Origin of the sequence: Thermotalea metallivorans, from assembly GCF_001562415.1 — a bacterium.
GTDB lineage: Bacteria > Bacillota > Clostridia > Peptostreptococcales > Thermotaleaceae > Thermotalea > Thermotalea metallivorans.
The window spans coordinates 17,257-39,221 of record NZ_LOEE01000026.1; the positions used below are offsets into that span (position 1 = coordinate 17,257).

The 21,965-nt window shown below is 41.4% G+C and carries 22 protein-coding genes and 1 riboswitch; of the genes, 8 read left to right on the top strand and 14 right to left on the bottom strand.

Going from position 1 to position 21,965, the window contains the following annotated elements; all coding sequences use genetic code 11:
• Positions 1-40: 40 nt before the first annotated feature.
• The 5 genes from AN619_RS04455 to lysA all read right to left on the bottom strand — a co-directional run bounded on the left by AN619_RS04455 (position 41) and on the right by lysA (position 4,762).
• Complete coding sequence (locus AN619_RS04455) at positions 41-886, bottom strand: 3-hydroxybutyryl-CoA dehydrogenase (protein WP_068555281.1); 846 nt, start codon at positions 884-886, stop codon at positions 41-43.
• Between the two features lie 29 nt (positions 887-915).
• Positions 916-1,695, bottom strand: a complete 780-nt coding sequence (locus tag AN619_RS04460) for a short-chain-enoyl-CoA hydratase (RefSeq protein ID WP_068555282.1) — start codon at positions 1,693-1,695, stop codon at positions 916-918.
• A 132-nt stretch (positions 1,696-1,827) separates the two neighbouring features.
• The gene (locus tag AN619_RS04465) at positions 1,828-2,151 is read right to left on the bottom strand and encodes a hypothetical protein (RefSeq protein ID WP_068555283.1); all 324 of its coding nucleotides are present in this window, start codon (positions 2,149-2,151) and stop codon (positions 1,828-1,830) included.
• 91 nt (positions 2,152-2,242) lie between these two features.
• Positions 2,243-3,448 carry an aspartate kinase gene (locus AN619_RS04470; RefSeq protein WP_068555284.1) on the bottom strand — a complete coding sequence of 402 codons (1,206 nt, stop codon included), beginning with the start codon at positions 3,446-3,448 and terminating at the stop codon, positions 2,243-2,245.
• Positions 3,449-3,460: 12 nt separating this feature from the next.
• Positions 3,461-4,762, bottom strand: coding sequence for a diaminopimelate decarboxylase (gene lysA / locus AN619_RS04475; protein ID WP_068555285.1), 1,302 nt, complete (start codon positions 4,760-4,762; stop codon positions 3,461-3,463).
• Between the two features lie 148 nt (positions 4,763-4,910).
• Positions 4,911-5,101, bottom strand: a riboswitch (Lysine riboswitch).
• A 729-nt stretch (positions 5,102-5,830) separates the two neighbouring features.
• Here lysA and nhaC point away from each other — a divergent pair.
• Both nhaC and AN619_RS04485 read left to right on the top strand, forming a co-directional pair.
• Complete coding sequence (gene nhaC / locus AN619_RS04480) at positions 5,831-7,234, top strand: Na+/H+ antiporter NhaC (RefSeq protein ID WP_068555286.1); 1,404 nt, start codon at positions 5,831-5,833, stop codon at positions 7,232-7,234.
• A 119-nt stretch (positions 7,235-7,353) separates the two neighbouring features.
• Positions 7,354-7,836, top strand: coding sequence for a zinc ribbon domain-containing protein (locus tag AN619_RS04485; protein ID WP_068555287.1), 483 nt, complete (start codon positions 7,354-7,356; stop codon positions 7,834-7,836).
• Between the two features lie 16 nt (positions 7,837-7,852).
• Here the strand turns inward: AN619_RS04485 and AN619_RS04490 are convergent, their stop codons facing one another.
• Positions 7,853-8,137, bottom strand: a complete 285-nt coding sequence (locus AN619_RS04490; protein ID WP_068555288.1) for a hypothetical protein — start codon at positions 8,135-8,137, stop codon at positions 7,853-7,855.
• Between the two features lie 224 nt (positions 8,138-8,361).
• Here AN619_RS04490 and AN619_RS04495 point away from each other — a divergent pair, with 224 nt between their 5' ends.
• From AN619_RS04495 to AN619_RS04505, 3 genes are all read left to right on the top strand, one after another.
• Positions 8,362-9,732, top strand: a complete 1,371-nt coding sequence (locus AN619_RS04495) for a Na+/H+ antiporter NhaC family protein (RefSeq protein ID WP_068555289.1) — start codon at positions 8,362-8,364, stop codon at positions 9,730-9,732.
• A gap of 319 nt (positions 9,733-10,051) precedes the next feature.
• Positions 10,052-10,723 (top strand): alpha/beta hydrolase, encoded by a 672-nt coding sequence (locus AN619_RS04500; RefSeq protein WP_068555290.1) that lies wholly within the window; start codon positions 10,052-10,054, stop codon positions 10,721-10,723.
• A gap of 68 nt (positions 10,724-10,791) precedes the next feature.
• Entirely contained in the window at positions 10,792-11,469 is a 678-nt protein-coding gene (locus tag AN619_RS04505) for a metal-dependent hydrolase (RefSeq protein WP_068555291.1), read from the top strand.
• Between the two features lie 142 nt (positions 11,470-11,611).
• Here the strand turns inward: AN619_RS04505 and AN619_RS04510 are convergent, their stop codons facing one another.
• The 7 genes from AN619_RS04510 to AN619_RS04540 all read right to left on the bottom strand — a co-directional run bounded on the left by AN619_RS04510 (position 11,612) and on the right by AN619_RS04540 (position 17,924).
• On the bottom strand, positions 11,612-13,000 hold the full coding sequence (locus tag AN619_RS04510) for a [Fe-Fe] hydrogenase large subunit C-terminal domain-containing protein (RefSeq protein WP_068555292.1): 1,389 nt from the start codon (positions 12,998-13,000) through the stop codon (positions 11,612-11,614).
• A 283-nt stretch (positions 13,001-13,283) separates the two neighbouring features.
• Positions 13,284-13,802, bottom strand: coding sequence for a thiol peroxidase (gene tpx, locus AN619_RS04515; RefSeq protein ID WP_068555293.1), 519 nt, complete (start codon positions 13,800-13,802; stop codon positions 13,284-13,286).
• A gap of 174 nt (positions 13,803-13,976) precedes the next feature.
• Complete coding sequence (locus tag AN619_RS04520; protein WP_068555294.1) at positions 13,977-14,759, bottom strand: ABC transporter permease; 783 nt, start codon at positions 14,757-14,759, stop codon at positions 13,977-13,979.
• Entirely contained in the window at positions 14,760-15,407 is a 648-nt protein-coding gene (locus tag AN619_RS04525; protein WP_068555295.1) for an ABC transporter ATP-binding protein, read from the bottom strand.
• A 26-nt stretch (positions 15,408-15,433) separates the two neighbouring features.
• The gene (gene chrA, locus AN619_RS04530; protein ID WP_068555296.1) at positions 15,434-16,534 is read right to left on the bottom strand and encodes a chromate efflux transporter; all 1,101 of its coding nucleotides are present in this window, start codon (positions 16,532-16,534) and stop codon (positions 15,434-15,436) included.
• Complete coding sequence (locus AN619_RS04535) at positions 16,531-16,965, bottom strand: MarR family winged helix-turn-helix transcriptional regulator (RefSeq protein WP_242867331.1); 435 nt, start codon at positions 16,963-16,965, stop codon at positions 16,531-16,533. Before AN619_RS04535 ends, chrA begins: the two co-directional genes overlap by 4 nt.
• A 194-nt stretch (positions 16,966-17,159) precedes the next feature.
• Positions 17,160-17,924, bottom strand: coding sequence for an ATP-binding protein (locus tag AN619_RS04540; RefSeq protein ID WP_068555298.1), 765 nt, complete (start codon positions 17,922-17,924; stop codon positions 17,160-17,162).
• 198 nt (positions 17,925-18,122) lie between these two features.
• Between AN619_RS04540 and AN619_RS04545 the strand changes: the two genes are divergently transcribed.
• Together AN619_RS04545 and AN619_RS04550 are read left to right on the top strand one after the other, a co-directional pair.
• Positions 18,123-19,007, top strand: coding sequence for a DMT family transporter (locus AN619_RS04545; protein WP_068555299.1), 885 nt, complete (start codon positions 18,123-18,125; stop codon positions 19,005-19,007).
• Positions 19,008-19,063: 56 nt separating this feature from the next.
• Complete coding sequence (locus tag AN619_RS04550; RefSeq protein WP_068555300.1) at positions 19,064-20,320, top strand: aminotransferase class I/II-fold pyridoxal phosphate-dependent enzyme; 1,257 nt, start codon at positions 19,064-19,066, stop codon at positions 20,318-20,320.
• 38 nt (positions 20,321-20,358) lie between these two features.
• Here AN619_RS04550 and AN619_RS04555 read toward each other — a convergent pair whose 3' ends face one another.
• Positions 20,359-20,559, bottom strand: a complete 201-nt coding sequence (locus AN619_RS04555) for a zinc-ribbon domain-containing protein (RefSeq protein ID WP_068555301.1) — start codon at positions 20,557-20,559, stop codon at positions 20,359-20,361.
• Between the two features lie 310 nt (positions 20,560-20,869).
• Here AN619_RS04555 and AN619_RS04560 point away from each other — a divergent pair, with 310 nt between their 5' ends.
• Positions 20,870-21,943 carry an NAD(P)H-dependent flavin oxidoreductase gene (locus tag AN619_RS04560; RefSeq protein WP_068555302.1) on the top strand — a complete coding sequence of 358 codons (1,074 nt, stop codon included), beginning with the start codon at positions 20,870-20,872 and terminating at the stop codon, positions 21,941-21,943.
• The last annotated feature ends 22 nt before the right edge of the window (positions 21,944-21,965 follow it).

Consider the following 21,965-nt stretch of genomic DNA (forward strand, 5'->3'; position numbering starts at 1 on the left):
TGTTTTCTCACTATCCAACTGCTTTTACATGTTTCTCAGATTACTTATATGTATAGAAACCTTTTCCTGTTTTTCTTCCCAACAGATTACCCCTTACCATTTTTCGCAGTAGCGGATGGGGTCTGTATTTGCTGTCCCCGAACTCATGGTATAGTACCTCCATAATGGCAAGGCAGACGTCGTTACCGATAAGATCTGCTAAGGCCAAAGGTCCAATGGGATGATTCGCTCCCAACTTCATGGCTTCATCTATATCCTCAGCTTTTGCAACACCGTCAGCCAATATCCCCACAGCCTCATTAATCATAGGAACAAGAATTCTGTTCACCACAAAGCCTGGAGCTTCTTCAACCTCCACGGGTGTTTTTTCTATTCTCTTGCATAGTTCAAGAATAACATTTTTTGTCTCTTCCGACGTGGTCAACCCTTTGATTACCTCAATCAATTTCATGACAGGAACAGGATTAAAAAAGTGCATGCCGATGACCCTGTCCGGACGGTTTGTCGCCGAAGCAATTTCGGTAATAGACAGGGAAGAGGTATTGGTAGCAAAGATGGTCTCCTGCTTGCATATCTTATCAATTTCAGCAAAAATTCTTTTCTTCAGCTCCATGTTCTCTGTGGCTGCCTCGATGACCACCTCACAGTCTGCAAGGGATTGAATATCCGTAGCACCTTGAATCCTCTGAAGAATTTCTGCTTTTTCTTCTTCTGTCATCTTTCCCTTTTGAATATTTCTGTCAAAGTTTTTGGCAATCATACCGATGCCCTTTGCAATCAATTCATCCGTTAAATCCCGTAAAACCACTGCATAACCCTGCTGCACCAAAACTTGGGCGATTCCTGAGCCCATGGTTCCTGCTCCGATTACACCGATTTTATTCATCACAGATTACCTCCCTTTTTCGTAAACCATTATTTGCTTTGAAAATTTGGCTTTCTTTTTTCTAAAAAGGCGGCCATTCCCTCTTTTTGATCCTGGGTTGCGAAGCATAGTCCAAATAAATCAGCCTCTATCTGGATGCCTGTATCTATATCTGTTTCCATTCCTCTATTGATGGCAATTTTAGCATATCTCACCGCCAACTGGGCTTTAGAGGCAATTTTGCTGGCTAAACCGATGGCTTCCTCCATCAATTGCTCATGGGAAACAACCTTGTTGACCAATCCCCATCTTTCCGCTTCCCCAGCATCCACCATATCTCCCGTAAAGATCCATTCCTTCGCCTTGCTGATGCCTATGAGCCTGGCCAATCTTTGTGTTCCCGAGAAGCCCGGTGTAATGCCTAAGCCTACTTCCGGCTGCCCAAACTTTGCCTTTTCACTGGCAATACGAATATCACAGCTCATGGCCAATTCGCATCCTCCACCCAAGGCAAAACCATTTACGGCAGCAATCACCGGTTTTTCCATCAGTTCCAGTTTTCTAAATATCTGTTGCCCTAGTATCCCGAACCTTCTTCCCTCCTCTGCCGAAAGCCCTTTCATCTCTGCAATGTCAGCACCTGCGACAAAGGCTTTTCCTTCGCCCGTAAGGATGATTACATCCACCTCAGAATCTGTTGCCAATTGATCCACTGCAGCATCCAGTTCTTTTAAAGTTTCTGTGTTCAGGGCATTCAAAGCCTCAGGGCGATTCATTGTAATTACTGCCACCCTTCCTTCCTTGGACAGTTTGACAAATTTTCTTTTCATCATCATTTCACCTCAGTCCTACAGGATAAATCCATCATTAAAATATCATGGTTTTACATTCTTTTACTTTCACCTTTCTATTCAAAAATCCTTCTCTATTTTTGAATAAATTCTTTCCTGTTATTTTTTATATCAATGCATGAGGGCCTCCAGCCAAAATCCTATAATGATCATGGTCATTGCCATAATCGCCGGTCCAATCCCTTCTGCCCCGCGACTAGGATTCTGAAATTGATCTCCGGATCTGACCATTTCCTCCCTCATCTTAGGCGTACCGATCAGTAATGCTACAGAAATCACCATGACCAGTGCACCACCGCCCAAGACAAAGATATAAGCTCCTTTTAAGAAAACCCACCCATTGATCATGGCAAATACAGCCCCAATGATACCAAAGGCAACGGAATAAATACATCCTTTCAGCAGATATTTTCCTATATTTTTAAGAAGTGTCATGTTTCCCTCTCCTTTTGCTAAAGAGTTCCTTCACAAAAATCCTATAACAATGAAAAGTCCCCGTCAAGTTCATGTCCGGGGCTTTCCATTATTATAAATTAAACTCCTTGGCTACCGCTTCAACGGCTCTTTGCTTATCTTTTGTATCGATCACATAGGATATGCGAATCTCTGAAGTAGTCACCTGTTTAAAGGCAATGTCATGATCGGCAAAAACCTTAAACATTTTTGCTGCAACCCCTGATTGGCTTCTCATGCCTATTCCCACCACCGATAGTTTGGTAATGTCTTTTTCTATCTCCACTTCCGCATCGCTGAATTCTTTCGTAATGTTCTGCATGATCTCCTGAATAATGTCTTCGTCATCCTTGGGTGCTGTAAAAGACACGTTCACAAGCCCATGGGACGGAGCTGTTTGACTAATCATATCGATGTTTACATCCATTTTTGCCAATTCTTCAAAAATCATAGAGATATTTTTCACATCATAAGGTACATGGTTAATGGTTACCATCAGATCTTTGTCACTAACAGACAATCCAGTAATCACTTTGCTTTCCATTGTCACATCATACTCCTTTATATAAGTTCCTGGCCAATCTTCGCTGCTTAGGGCAACGTAAATCGGCACATTATATTTTTGTCCTATCTCTACAGCCCTTGTTTCCATAACGCCTGCACCTAAACTGGCCATCTCCAGCATCTCCTCATAGCTGATGACATCCAGTTTTCTGGCCGTTGAAAATAACCTCGGGTCAACCGTATAGATCCCATCTACATCGGTATAGATTTCACAAGTACATCCTAACTTAGCAGCCAAGGCCACAGCCGTAGTATCTGAACCTCCCCTGCCTAAGGTTGTGATGTCTCCATTTTCATTAATCCCTTGAAATCCTGCAACTACGACGATTTTTCCTTCTGATAGATACTGTTTTATTCTATCAATATCTATATCCTGAATCCTTGCCTTTGTATGAAAACCTTCTGTCATAATTCCCGCCTGAAATCCCGTCAAGGATACGGATTCATACCCCATTTCATTGAGGGCAATAGACACAAGGGATATGGATACCTGCTCCCCTGTAGACATGAGCATATCCAATTCTCTTCTGCTGGGAGCGTCTGAAATTTCTTTGGCCATACTGATCAGCATATCTGTTGTTTTTCCCATGGCCGATACTACCGCCACCACTTCATCCCCTTGATCCTTTCGGGCGGCAAGCCTTCTTGCCACATGTTTGATCTTCTCAATGGTTCCTACGGAGGTCCCCCCATATTTTTGCACTACAATTGCCATCTCCTCATCCTCCTAATCAGCAAAATCATTTCTTATCACATCGTCATAGGTCTCCCTTTTGACAACGATCTTTGCCTTTCCTTCTTTTACAAACACAACCGCCGGTCTTGGAATCCTGTTGTAATTGCTGGCCATCGTATAATTATAAGCCCCTGTACTGGCTACACAGATAATATCCCCGCCCTGCACCTTGGGCAAATCAATTCCATGGATAATGATATCCCCCGACTCACAACATTTCCCAGCAATGGTTACTCTCTCCTCGGGTTGTGCATTCATCCGATTAGCAACCCCTGCCTCATATACAGCCCCATATAGGGCTGTCCTTGGATTATCTGTCATGCCTCCATCCACAAATACATATTTTTTCCCCCCGTAGGTTTCCTTGACATTTCCTACGCCATACAGGGTGCAACCGGCGTTTCCTACAATAGCTCTCCCCGGTTCAATCATCACCTTGGGTATCCTGATCCCTGCTGTATGGGCACCCGCCTTCAACAGTTTCAGCATGGTGCTTAAACACGCTTCCACATCTACAGGATCATCTCCATTGGAATAATAAATGCCAAAACCGCCTCCCAAGTTTAATGCCTCTGTCTCAAAACCATATTGTTCCTTCACCTGCTGCAAAAATGCCACCATCACTTCTACTGCACCATAGAAAGATTTTTCCTCGAAAATCTGGGAGCCAATATGGCAATGAAAACCTTTCAGCCGGAGATATTCAGATGTTTGCGCAAAACGGATGATATCCCCCAATTTCTCATCGTATATGGACTCCCCAAATTTTGAATCATGGGTCGCAGTCTGGATATAGGCATGGGTATGGGCCTCAATTCCCGGATTTACCCTTAATAAAATATCTATCCTTTGATTTTTTCTATTGCATAGCCCATGTAAGATCTTCATTTCATGCTGATTGTCCACAATGATGGTGCCTACGCCATGGGTCAGGGCCATCTCCAGTTCATCCTCTGTTTTGTTGTTGCCGTGGAAATACACTTTCTCCATGGGAAAACCTGCCTTAAAGGCAGTATACATTTCCCCGCCGGAAACCACATCCAGACCCAATCCTTCTTCTTGGATCAATCTGCACATAGCCATATTTAAAAATGCCTTGGAAGCATAGATCACTTCCGTAACCATACCTTCTTGGGCAAAGGCTTTCTTGAATTGTTTGCAATTTTCCCGAATCAGATTTTCATCCATCACATAAAGAGGCGTGCCGAACTCCTTGGCCAGAGCAATGGCACTGCAGCCCCCTATCTCCAATTCTCCTTTTTCATTTACTTTCATGGTTCCAAATAATTTCATACAGCCCGCCTCCTTATGCTGCCCTCATTTTTATCAAAAGGATCCCGCTATTTTGAAATCTAGACTGGTTTGCTGAAAACAAAAACAGCCAGAGAGTAAAAGAAATACTCCCGGCTGTCCCATAACAGCAGAATATCACTTTCACCCCTTGTGAAATAGCGCTTCACGAATAGACTGGGTGATCCATTCGTGACAGTTCTATATTTATTCAATATAGCCCCAGCAACATAGATCTAGGCAAATCTATGGGCTTCGGCGACGATACCTTTCCCGTGTAATCCTTGACCGCCTCCGTCTCCTACACAGTACTCTTTATCTATCGCAACCTCTAAGACACAATTTCCAGTATATTTATTTATTTCTTCGTATTTTAACACAACAGAAAAAAGCTGTCAATAAATTTTTAAGATATCGACCTGTGACGATAGATTTTGATCTATGCCTTTATGAAGATAAGCTTTTTATGCAACAAATGTTTTGTGCTACCCTTTGCCAGTCATCAGTCACCAGTACTGGTAGCTGGTAGGCTGGTAGCCAGTAGCTGGTATCCGGTGGCTAGCAACTGATCACTGGCAACTGATCACTGGCGACAAACTGCTATTCAAAAATATAACTTTTTAAAATCAATTCAATTTTGAAGTGTAAATCTATAAAACCAGCGCCTCTATACAAAAAAAGATAAATTTTTGTGTATATGTATTATATTCCATTTATGTAAAAAAATAAAACTAACCTATTCCCTCCAAGGCCTTATCCCTTTTTGCGAAACCTTGTATTTATGCCTTATTCCGTCCTTATAGAATAAAGTCATGCCTAGGATATCTTTTGATTGTTTTCCTATTAAATTAAATATTTATGTGTTGACATTTATATTTATTCATATTAATATAAATGAGACATTCCTTTTATTCCTTGCAATTTCAACGGCATAGTATTTCAAATCTGCTAACAACCCTGAATATTCTAAATATTGGTAATGTTGTTGCTTTTGGCATCGTTTTCATGGTATACTTAGAACAGCATTGTTACTTTTTTATTTTTATTTTTATAAAGGGGGAGGATTTATCTATGGAAAAAACGCCCAGAAAACTTTCTATTTGGGAAGCGCTTATTGTAATCGCATTTTTAATCGTATCATTAATGGTGACAATTTTAAAATACGAAGGGTCACCACATATTCCGATTCTGGCTACAACGGTTGTAGCTGCTTTGGTAGCTGTTCGGGCAGGGTATAAATGGTCAGTCATTGAAGAAGGAATTATTGAAACGATTCGAATGTCCATGCAGGCAGTTTTAATTCTTATGATTATCGGTACCATCATCGGTACATGGATTTTATCAGGCGTTGTGCCAACAATGATTTATTATGGTTTGAAAATATTATCACCCGGAATATTCCTGGTAGCTACTTGTCTCATTTGCTGTATCGTATCCCTTGCTACAGGAAGCTCTTGGACAACTGCCGGTACAGTAGGTATTGCGCTGTTGGGTGTTGGTGGCGGTTTAGAAATTCCCCTCCCAATGGTAGCCGGAGCAATTATCTCGGGGGCATACTTTGGCGACAAGATGTCTCCATTATCCGATACAACCAACTTGGCCCCTGCCATGGCCGGTGCCAATCTATTTGACCACGTGAAGCACATGATTTTTACCACAGGTCCTAGTTTGATCATTGCCCTTATATTGTATGGTATTCTGGGGATGAAATATGCCGGCAAGGAACTGGACACAGCAGCCATTAACACTATCTTAGACGGCCTAGGACAGCAATTTAATATCAATCCTCTTTTATTGCTTCCTCCGGTTCTCGTTATTGCCATGGTAATCTTTAAAGTACCGGCCATTCCGGGATTAATCGGCGGCACAATCCTTGGAGGGGTTTTTGCAGCAATCTTCCAAGGTTCCGGACTCGGCGACATCGTCAATGCTGCCCACTACGGATATACTTCCGAAACAGGCATAGCCGCCATTGACGATTTGCTCACCCGTGGTGGATTAGACAGCATGATGTGGACCGTATCCTTAATTCTTGTGGCTATGGCCTTCGGCGGTACAATGGAAAAAACGGGAATGCTTCAGGTGATTGCAGAGAAAATCATGTCTTTTGCAAAAAATACAGGCTCTTTGGTAGTTGCTACTATCTTTACTTCCATCTTTACAAACTTGGTGGCCGGGGACCAGTATCTATCCATCGTGTTGCCCGGCAGGATGTATAAGCCCATGTGGGATCAAAAAGGGCTCCATCCGAAAAATCTGTCCAGATGCTTGGAGGACGCCGGTACCTTGACATCTCCATTGATTCCCTGGAATACTTGTGGTGCATTTATGTTTAGTACCCTAGGTGTCCATCCCTTTGCCTATTTGCCATTTGCATTCTTGAATTTAGTCAATCCTTTTATATCTATTTTTTACGGATTCACAGGCATCACCATGGAAAAACTTCCACAGAATCAAATAGAAAAAACTGCTTGAAAATAAAGTCTATCATACCTCTACTGGCTGACAGTAGAGGTATTTTTTATGCTTTTTAGCATATTGTATTCCTTTTGCAATATTTATTTAATAAAAACATTGATGAGGAGGTCTTGTCCATGAATCTGCTTGACAAAGTAAAGCAAGGGATGATTGAAAGCACAAAGGTCATCAAAGAAATCTCCAGCGATATGTCAGAAATGACAAAGCTAAAAATGAATCTTTCAAGGGAAAAGGGAAAACTGGAAGAACTATATTATAATCTAGGCAAAACAATCATTCACACCGAGGATTTGGAGAAGATTCCCGATGGGGTTCCTGAGGCTGCTATACTCCTGTTCTATGAAGCAAAGGCCACATTGAAAAACATCAGGGAATATGAGGAAAAAATGGAATTCTTGAAGGGAATCATCAAATGCAGCCAATGTGGTTTTATCATAGACCCAGACGCCAATTACTGCTCAAATTGCGGAAACAAATTGACATCCCCTCCTTCTGCCGTGGAGGACAGGGAAGAGACTCCAAAAGTTATAGAAGAAAGCTGTACCCTTTCCAAATCTGTCCCTTCAGAAGAACAGGCAGAGGAAAAGCTTGAAGATTAATCTTCAGGCTTTTCCTCTAGTTTTCAAAATAAAACCCGCATTGGGGGTTATCCATTTCCCCCATATCTTTGGGGTCAATGGGAAACGCAGCACATTGGACAGGCCTTAACCATCTATAGCGTTGATATACGGAACAAACGTTATCATCTGTCAAATAGATACATCGGTAGCCTAACCGGCAGCACCGTCCACACATGTTACAGTTTCCCTTTCTCTTTTTCAATTGATCTTCGATATAGTCTTTTCTGAAATGGGATAGATAAAATCTTCGAATCTTTCCCCGATAATGCTTAAATTCCATCCGCCATCCCCTTCTTGCAAAAAATCTTTTATATTCTTTATCATGGACAAATCAAAAGATTTTCATAAGCATAAGACTATAAGCACCTTCCTGAATACCATATACTTATCCCGGTAGGCAAAACACCCCCGGAACACACTTTTGCCAATATTTTATTTTTTATTTTATTTTTCCCTTATATATCGTATAATTGTTATGGGACTTCAAAGGAAAAGAGGGTTATCATGAAAAAAACAATTGGTATGCCATGGACCTACGGGACGCTTTTTGTCATGCTTTTCAGCATTCTTCTTTCGATACAATTGGGATATTCTGCCTATTACGGCTTAATGATCAGCATTATTTTCATCGGGGCTGTTGTACACAGCCATGGTTATACACCAAAGGAAATCGCAAACATGCTAGGAAAGGGTATAAAAAGTGCATGGATTGTCCTGGTGGTGATGGCCCTTATCGGCATCCTTATCGGCCTGTGGATGATGGGTGGCACTATTCCTACCATGATGTATTTGGGCTTCCGTTATCTCTCCGATCTTAATTTTATCCTTGCCGCTTTTCTGATTACCAGTATGGTTTCTATGGTTTTAGGAACTTCCCTAGGTACTATGGGTACTGTGGGCATGGCTTTGGTAGGCATCGGCAAAGGCCTTAGCATCCCCCTTCCCCTTTTGGTAGGTGCCATTGTATCAGGGGGATATTTTGGGGATCGTTCCTCTCCCATGTCCAGCAGTGCCAATCTGACAGCCGTAGTTACGGAAACAAAACTTCCAGATAATCTCCGGCATATGGCAGCAACCATAACACCGGTATTCATTCTCTGCACCATTTTTTATGCCATCGCGGGCAGGTTTTATGCTGTACATGGGCCTAATCCTGAAATCATGGAGCTACAGCACATGCTTGCAACCTACTTTCCCATCCATTGGATGATGCTGATCCCTCCCCTGATGATTATGGTCATGGCCATATTTCGTTTTCCTATGCTCCATAGTTTAATCGTAGGGCTATTGGCTAGTTTGGGGATCATTCTGTTTCAGCAGCAATTTTCCTTTTCTCAAATCCTAGAAGCAGCTCTCTTGGGTTTCCAGCACCCAATACCGGAGGTTTCTGCGATTTTGTCGGGAGGGGGCTTGTTGTCGATGAAGAATGTCATCCTCATTATTGCTTCCTCTACAGCTTTAAACGGAATTTTAGACGGTACCCGTATGATTGAGCCCTTGATCCATAAATTTATAGCAAAAACAAAGAATTCAGGAGATTTGATCCTAAGAACTTCTTTTTTGAGCTTTATCATTGCCGTAATTACCTGCAATCAAACCCTAGCCGTCATCATCCCCGGAAAATTTCTGCAAAAAGTTTTTAGGGAACATCAAATATCCCTCAATACCCTGGCACGAACCATTGCCGACTCGGGTATTGTCCTCGTGCCCCTCATCCCTTGGAATGTAAACGGCGTAATCATTACAGCCATGTTCGGCATTTCCATATCTGCTTTTGCTCCCTATGCCCTGTTGACCTACCTTACACCCCTATGTACCCTGGCCTTCGGATACATGGGCCTTGTAAAAAAAGACTGTGTAAATGTCTCTCTTTGAAAATGACCCATAGCATAAAAATAGCCAGAATTGGTTTTCTGGCTATTTTTCTTTCACACAATGCATAGCTTTTTGTATAGCTTTTTATGAAAGATTTTTTCAAATCACTCCTCTTAACATAATTTTATATTGCCTATATTTATTTTCATCCATTATGATTATTTAAAAAATTATATCATAACTTGTGCAGGTTTTTGTGAATACTATGTTCAGAATCCCTTGATCGTCCCGTTGCAAACAGCAAACATCATTTATTACTGCAGCAATTTTTCTTTTTTCATTAGTGAAAAAGTATGTACGCGAGAGGAGATGATGTCTCATGAAAGGCTGTTTATTGCTCCACGGCTATACGGGCAGTCCCTGGGAAATGGACCCCTTGGCAAACATTTTGGAGCAGAAAGGCATCCTTACCTACTGCCCTATACTCCATGGCCACAAAGACCCTGAAAGGGATTTGCATCGATCCACCTATCTTGATTGGATTCAATCGGCGTCGGAAGCCTATACCCAACTATCCCGCCAATGCAACGATATTGCAATCATCGGCTTTTCCATGGGTGGATTGCTGGCATTCCACCTTGTGCAAAAGTACAAAGCAAAATGTCTTGTGTCTATGTGTACCCCTATCTACTGTTTTGATGTAAAGAATATAGCAAAAGATATGCTGGAAGCATTCAAGGTGAAAAATTATCAGCGGATCCGCGAATATACCGGTGCTTTTCGCATTCCCCTAAAAGCCAATTGGCATTTCAGAAAAGTGCTGCTTTCCTCTAGGCCCCTGGTAAAAAACATCGATGTACCCCTATTGATCATCCAAGGAAAAAAAGATCCCGTAGTAAAGCCCTATAGTGCCCAATATATCTATCATTACGCAAAATCTTCCCTAAAGGAGATCCGATATTATGAACATACAGACCACAGATTTCACCGCAGCAGGGAAACACAAAATATATACAATGACATCACTTCCTTTGTGCTCACCCATTTATAACTTTGAATGTACTTCCTTTTTATGGTATGATGATATTGATACATAAACTGCCAAAGGAGATGGTGAGGATGAAAATACAGTTTTTAGGTCATGCCTGCTTTTATGTGGAAGAAGGAAACTGGAAAGCCTTAATTGACCCTTTTATTTCTAACAATCCCCAAGCACCGGCAGACCCCTCTGCTTTTGGAGATATCTCCCATATCTTTGTAACCCATGGCCATGGGGATCACCTTGGAGATGCGGCTCTCATCTCCAACAGAAGCAATGCCACCGTTATTACAAATTATGAAATTGCTTCTTATCTAGGAAGCAAAAATGTCCCCACCCATCCCATGCATATCGGTGGAAGGAAAAAATTTGATTTTGGCACCGTCAAAATGACACCTGCCCTCCATGGTTCGGGCATTGAAACGGTAGGAGGATTCATCTATGGGGGAAATCCCTGCGGTTTCGTCATCGAAGTAAAGGGCAAAAAAATTTATCATGCAGGGGACACGGGATTGACTATGGATATGAAGCTTCTAGAGATAGAACATATTGACGTGGCCATGCTGCCCATCGGAGGCAATTTTACCATGGATATAGAGGATGCCTTCCGTGCCGTTGAATTTATCAAGCCAAAAAAAGTGATTCCAATGCATTACGGCACCTTCCCCGTTATTCAGGCAGATCCTGCAGTTTTCAAAGAGAGGGTCAAGGAAGCAGAGGTCATCATTTTAAAACCCGGGGATACATATGCATTTTAGAGAAAACGAAAAATAGCTCGGTGCCATCATCGAGCTATGATTTTTAGGCATTTTTTCCCTGCTTCTTTTGTTATATGGAATAAGAAAAAAGGCCTTCATTTTTTCAATGAAACAGAAATAACTGTTTGGGAATCGCCGCAACTTATTCCTCCAGATTTCTCACCAAGAGATTTCCGATACTGTCTTGATCCTCTAAAGATTCCAATCGCCTTATCCCTAAACTTGTAATCATCTGCAACACATTGTCATTGTCAAAAGGCGTTCTCATTGGGGTTGCCTCGCTGTAGTCATTTACCTTCTCCGTGGCTTCTTCAATGGAGGCAATGGCCCTGGGCCCTCCTACACATCCCCCAACACATCCCATGCCTTCTATAAAATTTGCATCAATTTCTCCTCTAAGCAGCCTTTCTAATCCTTCTTTACAATCCTTAGCTCCATTAAAAGCTATGGACTTAAAAGGAATTTTCCGCTGCTGGGCTACCCGCATGACAGAAAGCTCCACCGCTTTGCTGACTCCACCGGTTCTTCCGTATACCCTCCCCGAAAAGGATGCCTCTTCCCGATAATCATCCTCTAGGACATCAAAATCAATTTCCAAAGCCTCAAAGATCTCATAGAGTTCCCGAAAAGTCAATACATAATCGATGGCATCCCCTAGGGCATGGATTTTAGCTTCTGCTTTTTTTGCAATACAAGGGCCGATAAAAACAACCTTTGCTTCGGGATTTAAGACCTTCAATACCCTTCCTGATGCAATCATGGGTGATACTGATGGTGATATATGATCTGCTATATGTTTGAAATTTTTCTGGATCATTCCTACCCAGACAGGGCAACAACAGCTGGTAATAAAAAAATCCTTTTCTGTCTTTACCTTATGGTCAAATTCATAAGCTTCCTTTACTGTCAAAATATCCGCAAAGGCAGCCACCTCAATCATATCGGCAAATCCCATCCATTTGAGGGCAGCCCTGATTTTTCCCGGCGTCATTTTCCCCTTTAGCTGCCCTACATAGGCCGGTGCTATGGTAGCATATACGGGATGTTTCCTTTCCTGCAACATCTTTATAATGGGAATGAATTCGATTTTATCTGAAATGGCCCCCAGTGGACATTCCCCAATGCACTTTCCACACCCTAGGCATTTATTTTCGTCCTCGGTACAGTCCAAATGACTTCTTGGGCAATCCTCATCATATTGACTTGTCTCGCCTTCATGGTAGCGGTGACATGTCTCACATACATTTTGGATGACTGCCACCAGAGGCTTTTCTATCTTGTTCATCTGCAAGGCCCTTTGGACATCTTTTGTCAGTTCGGAATCCCCGTTGCAGGGATTTAATCCCATGGCCATACGAATGTAGTTTTTGACAATTATTCTTTCCTGTTCATCCTTGATATCGTTCCCCAATATTTTATCGGGAAGCCCCTCTATTTCCTTTTCCAGTTTTCCTTCCCACGCCAATTTAACGACTTCACGAAAAATTGCCATTCTATATCTTTGAATTCGGTTATCCGTTGTATTCTCCATAAATTGCCTCCTGTTGGCCATGCTTCGTTCTCTTCTTATTTTCCCTCAGAAAAAGCTCCTTTATAAAATAATTTATCGATTGCAACCATAACGCAGGAATTATCCCAAATATTCCAGCCCCTTATTGTACCACTATTCTGATATCTATATCCTTCTTCCTTATGTTATTGGCTTTATTTTTTATCCATTTTCAGCCATTAAGTTCCATATTTTTTTCTTCAAAAATTCGAAAGAGCAAATGAATCTCTCCACTTGCCCTTTCAATTTCTTATAATGCTTTTGTCTATGCCATTAATTTTCTCGCTTCCTCCATGACCTTGTCATAGTCAGGCTGCTCCGTTACTTCCTTTACGTATTCCACATATCGAACAATATTATTCTGATCTAGAACGACTACACCCCTTGCCAGCAATCTTAGTTCTTCAATAACAAATCCATAATTCAAGCCGAAGGATAAATCCCTATGATCAGACAAAGTAATCACTTTATCAATTCCTTTGGCTCCGCAAAATCTCTTTTGGGCAAAAGGCAGGTCTACGCTGATGGTAAGAATGATGATATCTCCTAAGGCAGCCGCCTCCTGGTTAAAATGGATTGTCTGAAGTTCGCAAACCCCCGTGTCCAAGGAGGGTACAACACTGATAATTTTCACCTTATCGCCCCCATCTTTTAAAGAATAGGGCTGCATGTCATTGGTTAATACCGTAAAATCGGGAGCCCGATCGCCTAACTTGATCTCATTGCCTAAAAGGGTCAAAGGGTTTCCCTTCATGGTAACAACGCCTCTTCTTCTATTGATCATCTCTTCAATCTCCTCTCAATAAATTTTTCCCCTTTTGTATATACCCTTTTCATTGCACCATAATCATTCTTCATTTTTCCCCATGGGCCTCATATTGAAAATTCTTCCATATATGTTATGTTATATGTTTCATAAAAAGTACATTCCCCTAATCATGACATTGTCATATTTTTACTAATCGAGCACAAGCTGTTTTTGTTTATTAAAAAAGGATTTGTAACCCAACTGTACAAATAGGATTACCGTCAAGGAGACACTGCCTAGGATCCCCAGCATGATAGCAATTTGATATTCTATAGCCGTCAGGGGGGAAGTTCCAGACAATATCTGCCCTGTCATCATGCCCGGTAAAAAAACGATCCCCATGCCTACCATGGAATTAATCGTAGGCATAATTGCCGAATCAAAGGCATGATCCACAATGGTTTTTGCCGCCATCTTCGGTGTAGCCCCCAACATTAAAGCCGTTTCAATCGTATCCTTTTTTGATCTCATTCCATCCACCAACCGATCTACACCTAAGGAAATTCCTGTCATGGAGTTTCCGATAATCATCCCTGCCAAGGGAACAAAATACTGTGTTTTATACCAAGGTGAAATCTGAATAACAACAAATAAAAAATAAAAGATGGAAAGGATGGTCCCTGCAAACATCGAAAGGGCAATCACTTTCTTCAACTTAACAGACATCTTCGCCTTGATTCGTTTATAGATATTCAATATAGCAAATACCTCCATCACACCGATAATCAGCAATGTGTACAAAGGGTTCTCATGTTCGAATAAGTAGGATAGCACATATCCTACAATAATCAGTTGCAGGGTCATTCTGACGGAACTTATAAGGATTTCCTGTTCCCTGGCAATCCCTTTCATCTTTACAATGATCAATAAAGCCACTACAAATATATAGGCCGATGCCAGCTGCCAGAAACTTAAATCGATGATGCCGTTCATCTACATCTCCCCTTCCCTAACAAACTGCCCTTTGCTGATTTTGATAATATTTTCCCCATAGGTTTCCGCTATCAATTTGGAGTGGGTGACCATGATGAGTGTTTTTCCATAGTGCTTTACATAGCGGACAGTCTCCTCAATAATAAGAATTTCCGTTTCTTCATCCAAGGCAGAAGAAGGCTCATCCAGCAGCAAGACTTCCGGATTTAGGATAAATACTCTGGCCAAGGCCAATCTTTGTTTTTCCCCTCCAGACATATTTTCCACCGGCTGATCCAAATTTTTATCCAGATGAACCATCGCCAAATATTTTTTCATTTCTTGTTCCTCCAGCGGTTCCTTTTCAGAAAAACGGAGGGCAATACTTAGATTGTCTCTCACTGTTACTGGAAAAATAACGGGGTTTTGGCCCAACATGACCACTCTTCTTCTCAAATCTACCGGATCCATTTCCGAGATATTTTTTTCTTGAAAAAGAATCTCTCCCTCCGTAGGACTGATCAGGCAGTTCAGCATTTTAATCAGGGTCGTTTTTCCGCTGCCGCTTTCCCCCACAATACAGGTAATCTTGTCTTTGGGAATATCCATATGCTGAATATTTAAAATATCCCCATACCTTATATTTCTCAATTGAAAAACACTTTCCATCGGCACTCCTCCCTCTCCATATCCCTTTAAAGGGAAAAAAGATAAGTAATTCCCAATCCTGCAACGGCTGAAGCAGCAATGGCATAAAAAGAATTTACTTTATATTTCCACAGAGCAACGAAACCGGCTATTCCAATGGCCAACGTCCAAACATCCACAATAGCAGTGGGAATCAATTGAAGAACGGAAGCCAAAATTGCCCCAATAACAGCAGCATTAATTCCTGTCAAAAACCCCTTCACCCAAGGGATTTCCCTAATCTTTGCCAGATAGGGCGTAGCAATCAAAATAAAGACAAAAGATGGAGCAAAAATTCCCAAGGCGGCCACAGCGGCTCCTAGAACACCAAATACTTTATATCCGATAAAAGCGGAAGTAATCACCACAGGACCGGGAGTAATCTGCCCAAAGGATAAACCTGCCAAAAATTCTTGACGTGTCATCCATCCCAATTTTTCTACTATCTCCTGTTCAATAAATGGGATAATCACCAAACCTCCTCCATAAATAAAGGAGCCCACCTTCAAAAAGAAGGCAAATAATTTCCAAAGAGTCGGTTCTGCCAAGGCCAGGGGCAGAAGGGTTATATAATTTTTTTTCGTTTTTGGCCATTGATAATATATGGATATGCCTGCCAATCCCCCTGCTACAAGGACTACCAACAAGTTTATTTTCCACAGAAATATAGCTGCGGCACTCAATGCCATAATCCCTATACCGGCCCGATCCTTGATAGAGGACTTCCCCATTTTATACAGGGAATTGCCAATCAACGCAACCACCATAGCATTGATTCCATAAAGCAAACCCTTCATCTGGGGAATGGTCCCGTACTGAAAGTAAAGATAGCTTAAGAAAGTAATTATAACAAAGGCCGGCAGGATAAAACAAAAACCTGCAAGAAGTCCTCCTGAAATTCCTCCCCTTAAATAGCCCAAATAAATCCCCAATTGGGTAGAAGCAGGCCCCGGCAATATTTGACATACAGCCAAACCTTCTAAAAACTGTTCTTTGCTGGTCCACTTCCTTTTCTCCACCAATTCCTCATCCATCATGGCGATGTGGGCCATAGGTCCTCCAAAGCCCAACAGGCCTATTTTTAAAAAATATGATATGATCTCCTTCATATGTCATCTCCTTTTTCCACAAATAAGGTTTCTTTGTCCACATTGCTTACCAGTTCTGCCAATAGGCTCCGAAACTCTCCTCTTTTCTCTGGCTCCAAGGTATTAAAAAAGTTCTTTACAAAACTTCGATCCTCTCGGATATGCTGCTCAACAATCTTTTTCCCTTCATCGGTTACTACAATTTCCACCACCCTTCGATCCTCTTGGCTTCGAATACGTTCAATATATTTCTTTTCATAAAGCCGATCCATAATCCCTGTCAGGGTAGAGGGCGGGATATGATAGGTTTTTGCAATGTCCATCACCCGTGCTTTTTCCTTGAAATAAATACGTTCCAAGACATACATATCCTGAGGGTGAAGTCCACTGGTCTCCATCTGATATTCCTCTTTATATTTGAAAATATCTATCAGCTTGTGCATAAGCTTCACTTCATCCAAATGCATCACCTCCCCATTGCATTTCTCAATCGTTGTTATTTCATGTCATAAATATTTCTTATATCGTATCATACGATTATCGTACTATTTTTGGATGCATTTGTCAATAGAAAGTACCTAAAAATAAAAAAATCAAAGCCCTGAAATCCTTAACAGGCTTTGACTTTTTTTTAATTTCTTATGAACTAAAATCTGTTGGCTTCTCCCTCGATTCCGATTCTTACACGATGCAGCGGTATATTCTTTCCTGCATCGGCCAGCGCTTTTTCCACGGCCCTTACGATACCCGTGCAGCAAGGCACTTCCATAAATGCTACCGTTATACTTTTAATATTGTTCATCTTAATGATTTGCGTAAGTTTCTTAACATAGAATTCTATATCGTCCAGCTTCGGACAACCTACCACTACCTTTTTCCCCTTTAACAGGTCAAGATGGTAGTTTGGATAGGCAAAGGGCACACAATCTGCCGTTACTAACAAATCTGCGTCTTCAAAATATGGAGCTGCTGGAGGGACCAGCATCAACTGTACAGGCCATTGCTGCAATTGGGATTTAATCTTAATCTCCACATCCCCATCTCCTACGACCGCCGCAGCTGCCTTTGCTGGTTTATGATTCAATATTCGCATCTGACTTCCAGGGCAACCCCCACCATGGTGATGATGGCCATGATGATTTTGTTGTCTTGGCTCGTCCCCTCTTTTTTCTTTTTCCAAATGGACTTTTACGGCTTCCTCATCGAATTCTTCCGCTTCCCTTTCGATGATTGTAATGGCACCTTGAGGACAATCCCCCAGGCATGCCCCCAAACCATCGCAAAGATTATCCGCTACCAATTTTGCTTTGCCGTCGATAATTTGAATCGCTCCTTCGGCACAGGCCGGCACACATAAACCACATCCGTTGCATTTTTCTTCATCTATATGAACAATCTTTCTTATTGCCATTGTTCATTCCTCCTTTTTTCTATCATCTTTAGTTTTATTATAGCCTCACTTTTTCTCTAATCCTGTGATATATATCAAAATATTAAGTGAAGTTCATCACTTTTTAAAAATTAATTCATCTTTCATAAAACAACTTACATTTCCCATATATTCGAAATATAATAAAAGTAACAATGCTTGAAGCTTAGGAGGTTAGCCATGAATTATTGTTCCAAGGGTATCTTTTATCTGCTTTTGTCATCTTTTTTCTTTTCAATCATGGCAATTGCCGTTAAGAGTATACCAGAAATTCCTATTGCCGAAAAAATATTTTTTAGAAATATCCTCGGCGTAATCATTTCCGCCATTATTTTGTATAAAAACAAAGAAAATTTCTTGGGAAACAACAGGAAGCTGCTGCTGGCCAGGTCATTTTTGGGGGTATCCGGTGTGGCAACCTACTACTATACCATTGGAAAACTGCCTCTTTCCGATGCAGTCATTTTAAACAAACTTTCACCCTTTTTCGTTATTCTGCTGGCGTATATTTTTCTTGATGAACGCATCAAAAAACTTCAGATTCCCGCTTTTATTATTGCCATACTGGGCACTGTTTTCGTGATCAAGCCACAGTTTGATTATACCTTTTTGCCTTCGATGATTGCAATTTTATCGGCATTTTTTGCTGCCGGTGCCTACATCCTGATTCGTCAGCTTCAAAAGACCGATACGACCCATGTGATTGTTTTTCATTTTTGTTTGTTTTCCAGTTTGGCAACCATTCCTTTTATGGCTGCAGGCCAATTTGTTTACCCGGATTTAAAACAACTGGCTACGTTAATCGTCATCGGTCTTTCCGCTACCACTGCTCAAATTTTCATGACCCACAGTTATAAATATGCACCAGCTACCCGGTTGACAATTTATAATTATGCAGATATAATATTCTCAACTATTTTCGGCATGCTATTGTGGGCTGAATTTCCAGACCTCTTAAGCATTACGGGTGGATTCCTCATTATTATCGCAGGAATCATCAACTATTTTTCTTCTGTACAAGACGACCAAGCGTACTCGGCATCCTCCCCGGAACATCAGAACTAATCAAGGTCAAACCCTTAAAATAGCTGCACCTATTCCCTTGCATAGGAGGATTGATTATGTCATCAACATTTTCAATGGTAGCATCCCATTCAAGACGCACGGAAGGTGAGGATAAAATATTTGCCGCCAACAGTGCAGCCCAAAGTGCTGCAAAAACCATAGGCCCGGATAGGGTTGTCAATGCATCGGTAGGGGCTTTACTCGATGATGACGGAAGTCTTTCCGTACTCCCTACAGTGATTGAATTGCTAAAAAATCTGCCTGCAGAAGAATATGCAGCCTATGCTCCCATCGGTGGTCTGCCCGGCTTTTTAGAAGCGGCAAAAAAAGCAGCCTTTGGCGATTTTGTTCCTAATGGCTATATAGAAGCCGTAGCCACTCCCGGGGGCAGTGGTGCCATCCGCCATGCCATTTGGAATTATTCTGAAATGGGTGACGCTGTTTTAACTTCCGATTGGTACTGGGGTCCATACAAGACCATCGCAGAGGAACACGGGCGCAAAATCGAAACCTATACTTTTTTTGATGAAAGAGACTGTTTTCATCTTTCTTCCTTCCAACGAAAAGTCCACGAATTACTGCAAAGGCAAAATGCTTTGGTCATTTTGCTAAATTCTCCCGCCCATAATCCCACCGGCTATAGTTTGACCATGGAGGAATGGAACGCTGTTTTTGATTGCCTAAAGGCAGAAGCAGCCAATAAAGAGAAACGGATCATCTTATTCTCTGACATTGCATATATTGACTTTGCCGGCAATCCAAAGGAATCTAGGGCTTTTATGAAGCTCTTTGGTAATCTGCCTGAAAATATTTTGACCATTGTAGCTTTTAGCATGTCCAAAGGATATACCCTCTACGGCATGCGTTGCGGTGCCATGATTTGCATTTCATCCCGCAAGGAAGCAGCAGAAGAATTCAAAACTGTCAATCAATTTTCTAATCGTGGCGTTTGGTCGAACGGCACCCGACCGGCCATGACAGTCTTAACCAAAATTTTTAGTGACCCCCAACTGCTGGAGCAAATAGAAAAGGAAAGGCAGGTACTGCAAACCCTGCTGACAGAAAGGGCAGAATCATTTATTCAAGAAGCAAAGAGAGTAAACTTAAAAATCTGCCCATATAAGGCAGGCTTCTTTATCACAATCCCCTGCAAGTACCCTGATGCGGTAGTTGCTGAGCTACAAAAAGAATATATTTTTACTGTCCCTTTGGGAAAAGGCATACGCTTTGCCGTTTGTTCCGTTTCTAAAGATAAATGCACCCTTGTCCCCCAAAAAATTGCCGCCGTCATTAACAAATTAGAGAATCTATAGCATCATAAAACCCGTACCTTTCGGTACGGGTTTATGCTCTAATATCTGCTTCTTTCAAAAGCTCTTTTTTGACCGCCGTTGTTTGGTTTTGAAAAACTTCTCTTGGCTTTTTGGCGACAATCCTTACACTTTTTCGGTTCGTTGTCAAAACCTTTTTCTGCGTAGAATTGTTGTTCACCTGTGGTAAATGTAAATTCAGTGCCACAGTCTTTGCATACGATCTGCTTATCTTGATACATATCGAACATCCTCCCTTCCTAAATGGTTTCCAAGGAACATATAATATTATACTTTTTAAAACAACCCAACCGATAGCATAGGGAAGGATGTAGTAATAATGATTATATATTCTAGTATATTATAACCGTTTTTTTCTATTTTTGCAAGTATTCATTGCCAAAATCCATTTTAAAAATCTTCGAAATTTTCCTATCTTTCTTCTTTTCATTTCATTCTTTTACAGCTACCCCTTTTATTTTAAATTGTATATGTGCATAATTTATTATATAATGATTTTAAGTATGCAAATCACAGGAATGGAGTGTTGAAATGATTATCCCTCAATTAAAGATTGGAAATTTAACGACTCCGATACCTATCGTACAAGGTGGCATGGGCATTGGCATTTCTCTTTCAGGTCTTGCCGCAGCCGTTGCAAATTGTGGTGCTATCGGTGTTATTTCCGGTGTAGAACCAGGATTTAATTTTGAAGATTATTACAAAAACAAGTACGAAACAAACGTAAAGGCCCTAGCCTATCATATAAGAAGGGCAAAGGAACTGGCCCCAAAGGGCATTATCGGCGTCAATATTATGACTGCCATTAACAATTTTGAAGATATGGTAAGGACTGCCGTAAAGGAAAAAGTAGACATCATTTTCTCCGGTGCCGGGTTGCCCATGAAACTCCCTGAGTTGGTTAAGGATTCCATGACAAAAATTGCTCCCATCGTTTCATCGGGGAAAGTGGCCCAATTAATCTGCAGACAATGGGACAAAAAACATCATTATCTGCCTGATGCCATCGTTGTAGAGGGTCCTGAAGCCGGCGGTCACTTAGGCTTCTCCCTGGATCAATTGGACGAAATGGAAAACTTCTCCCTCGTAAAGCTGGTTCGAGAAGTGTTGGAAGCAATTCGTCCCTTTGAGGAAAAATATGACCGAAAAATTCCTGTGATTGCAGGTGGCGGCATTCATAATGGAAAGGATATTGGAGATGTTCTCAGTGCTGGGGCTTCTGCTGTTCAAATGTCTACAAGATTTGTAGCCACCTATGAATGTGATGCATCTGACGCCTTTAAACAAACCTATCTAAATGCAAGGGAAGAGGATGTAATGATTATCAAGAGCCCTGTAGGCATGCCCGGCAGAGCCATAAAAAATGAATTTTTGGATAAGGTATATAAAAATGAGAAGCCGGGAGACATCAAATGTATTAACTGTCTAAAGCCTTGCAATCCAAAGGAGACCCCTTATTGCATTGCCGATGCCCTCATCAATGCCCAGAAGGGGAACCTGGACAAGGGTTTTGCCTTTGCCGGTGCCAAGGTTCATAAAATTGATAAGATGATGTCTGTTAGGGATTTAATCCAAGAACTGATGGAGGATTTAAAAAAATATTAAAGGAGCAGACCTGCTCCTTTCT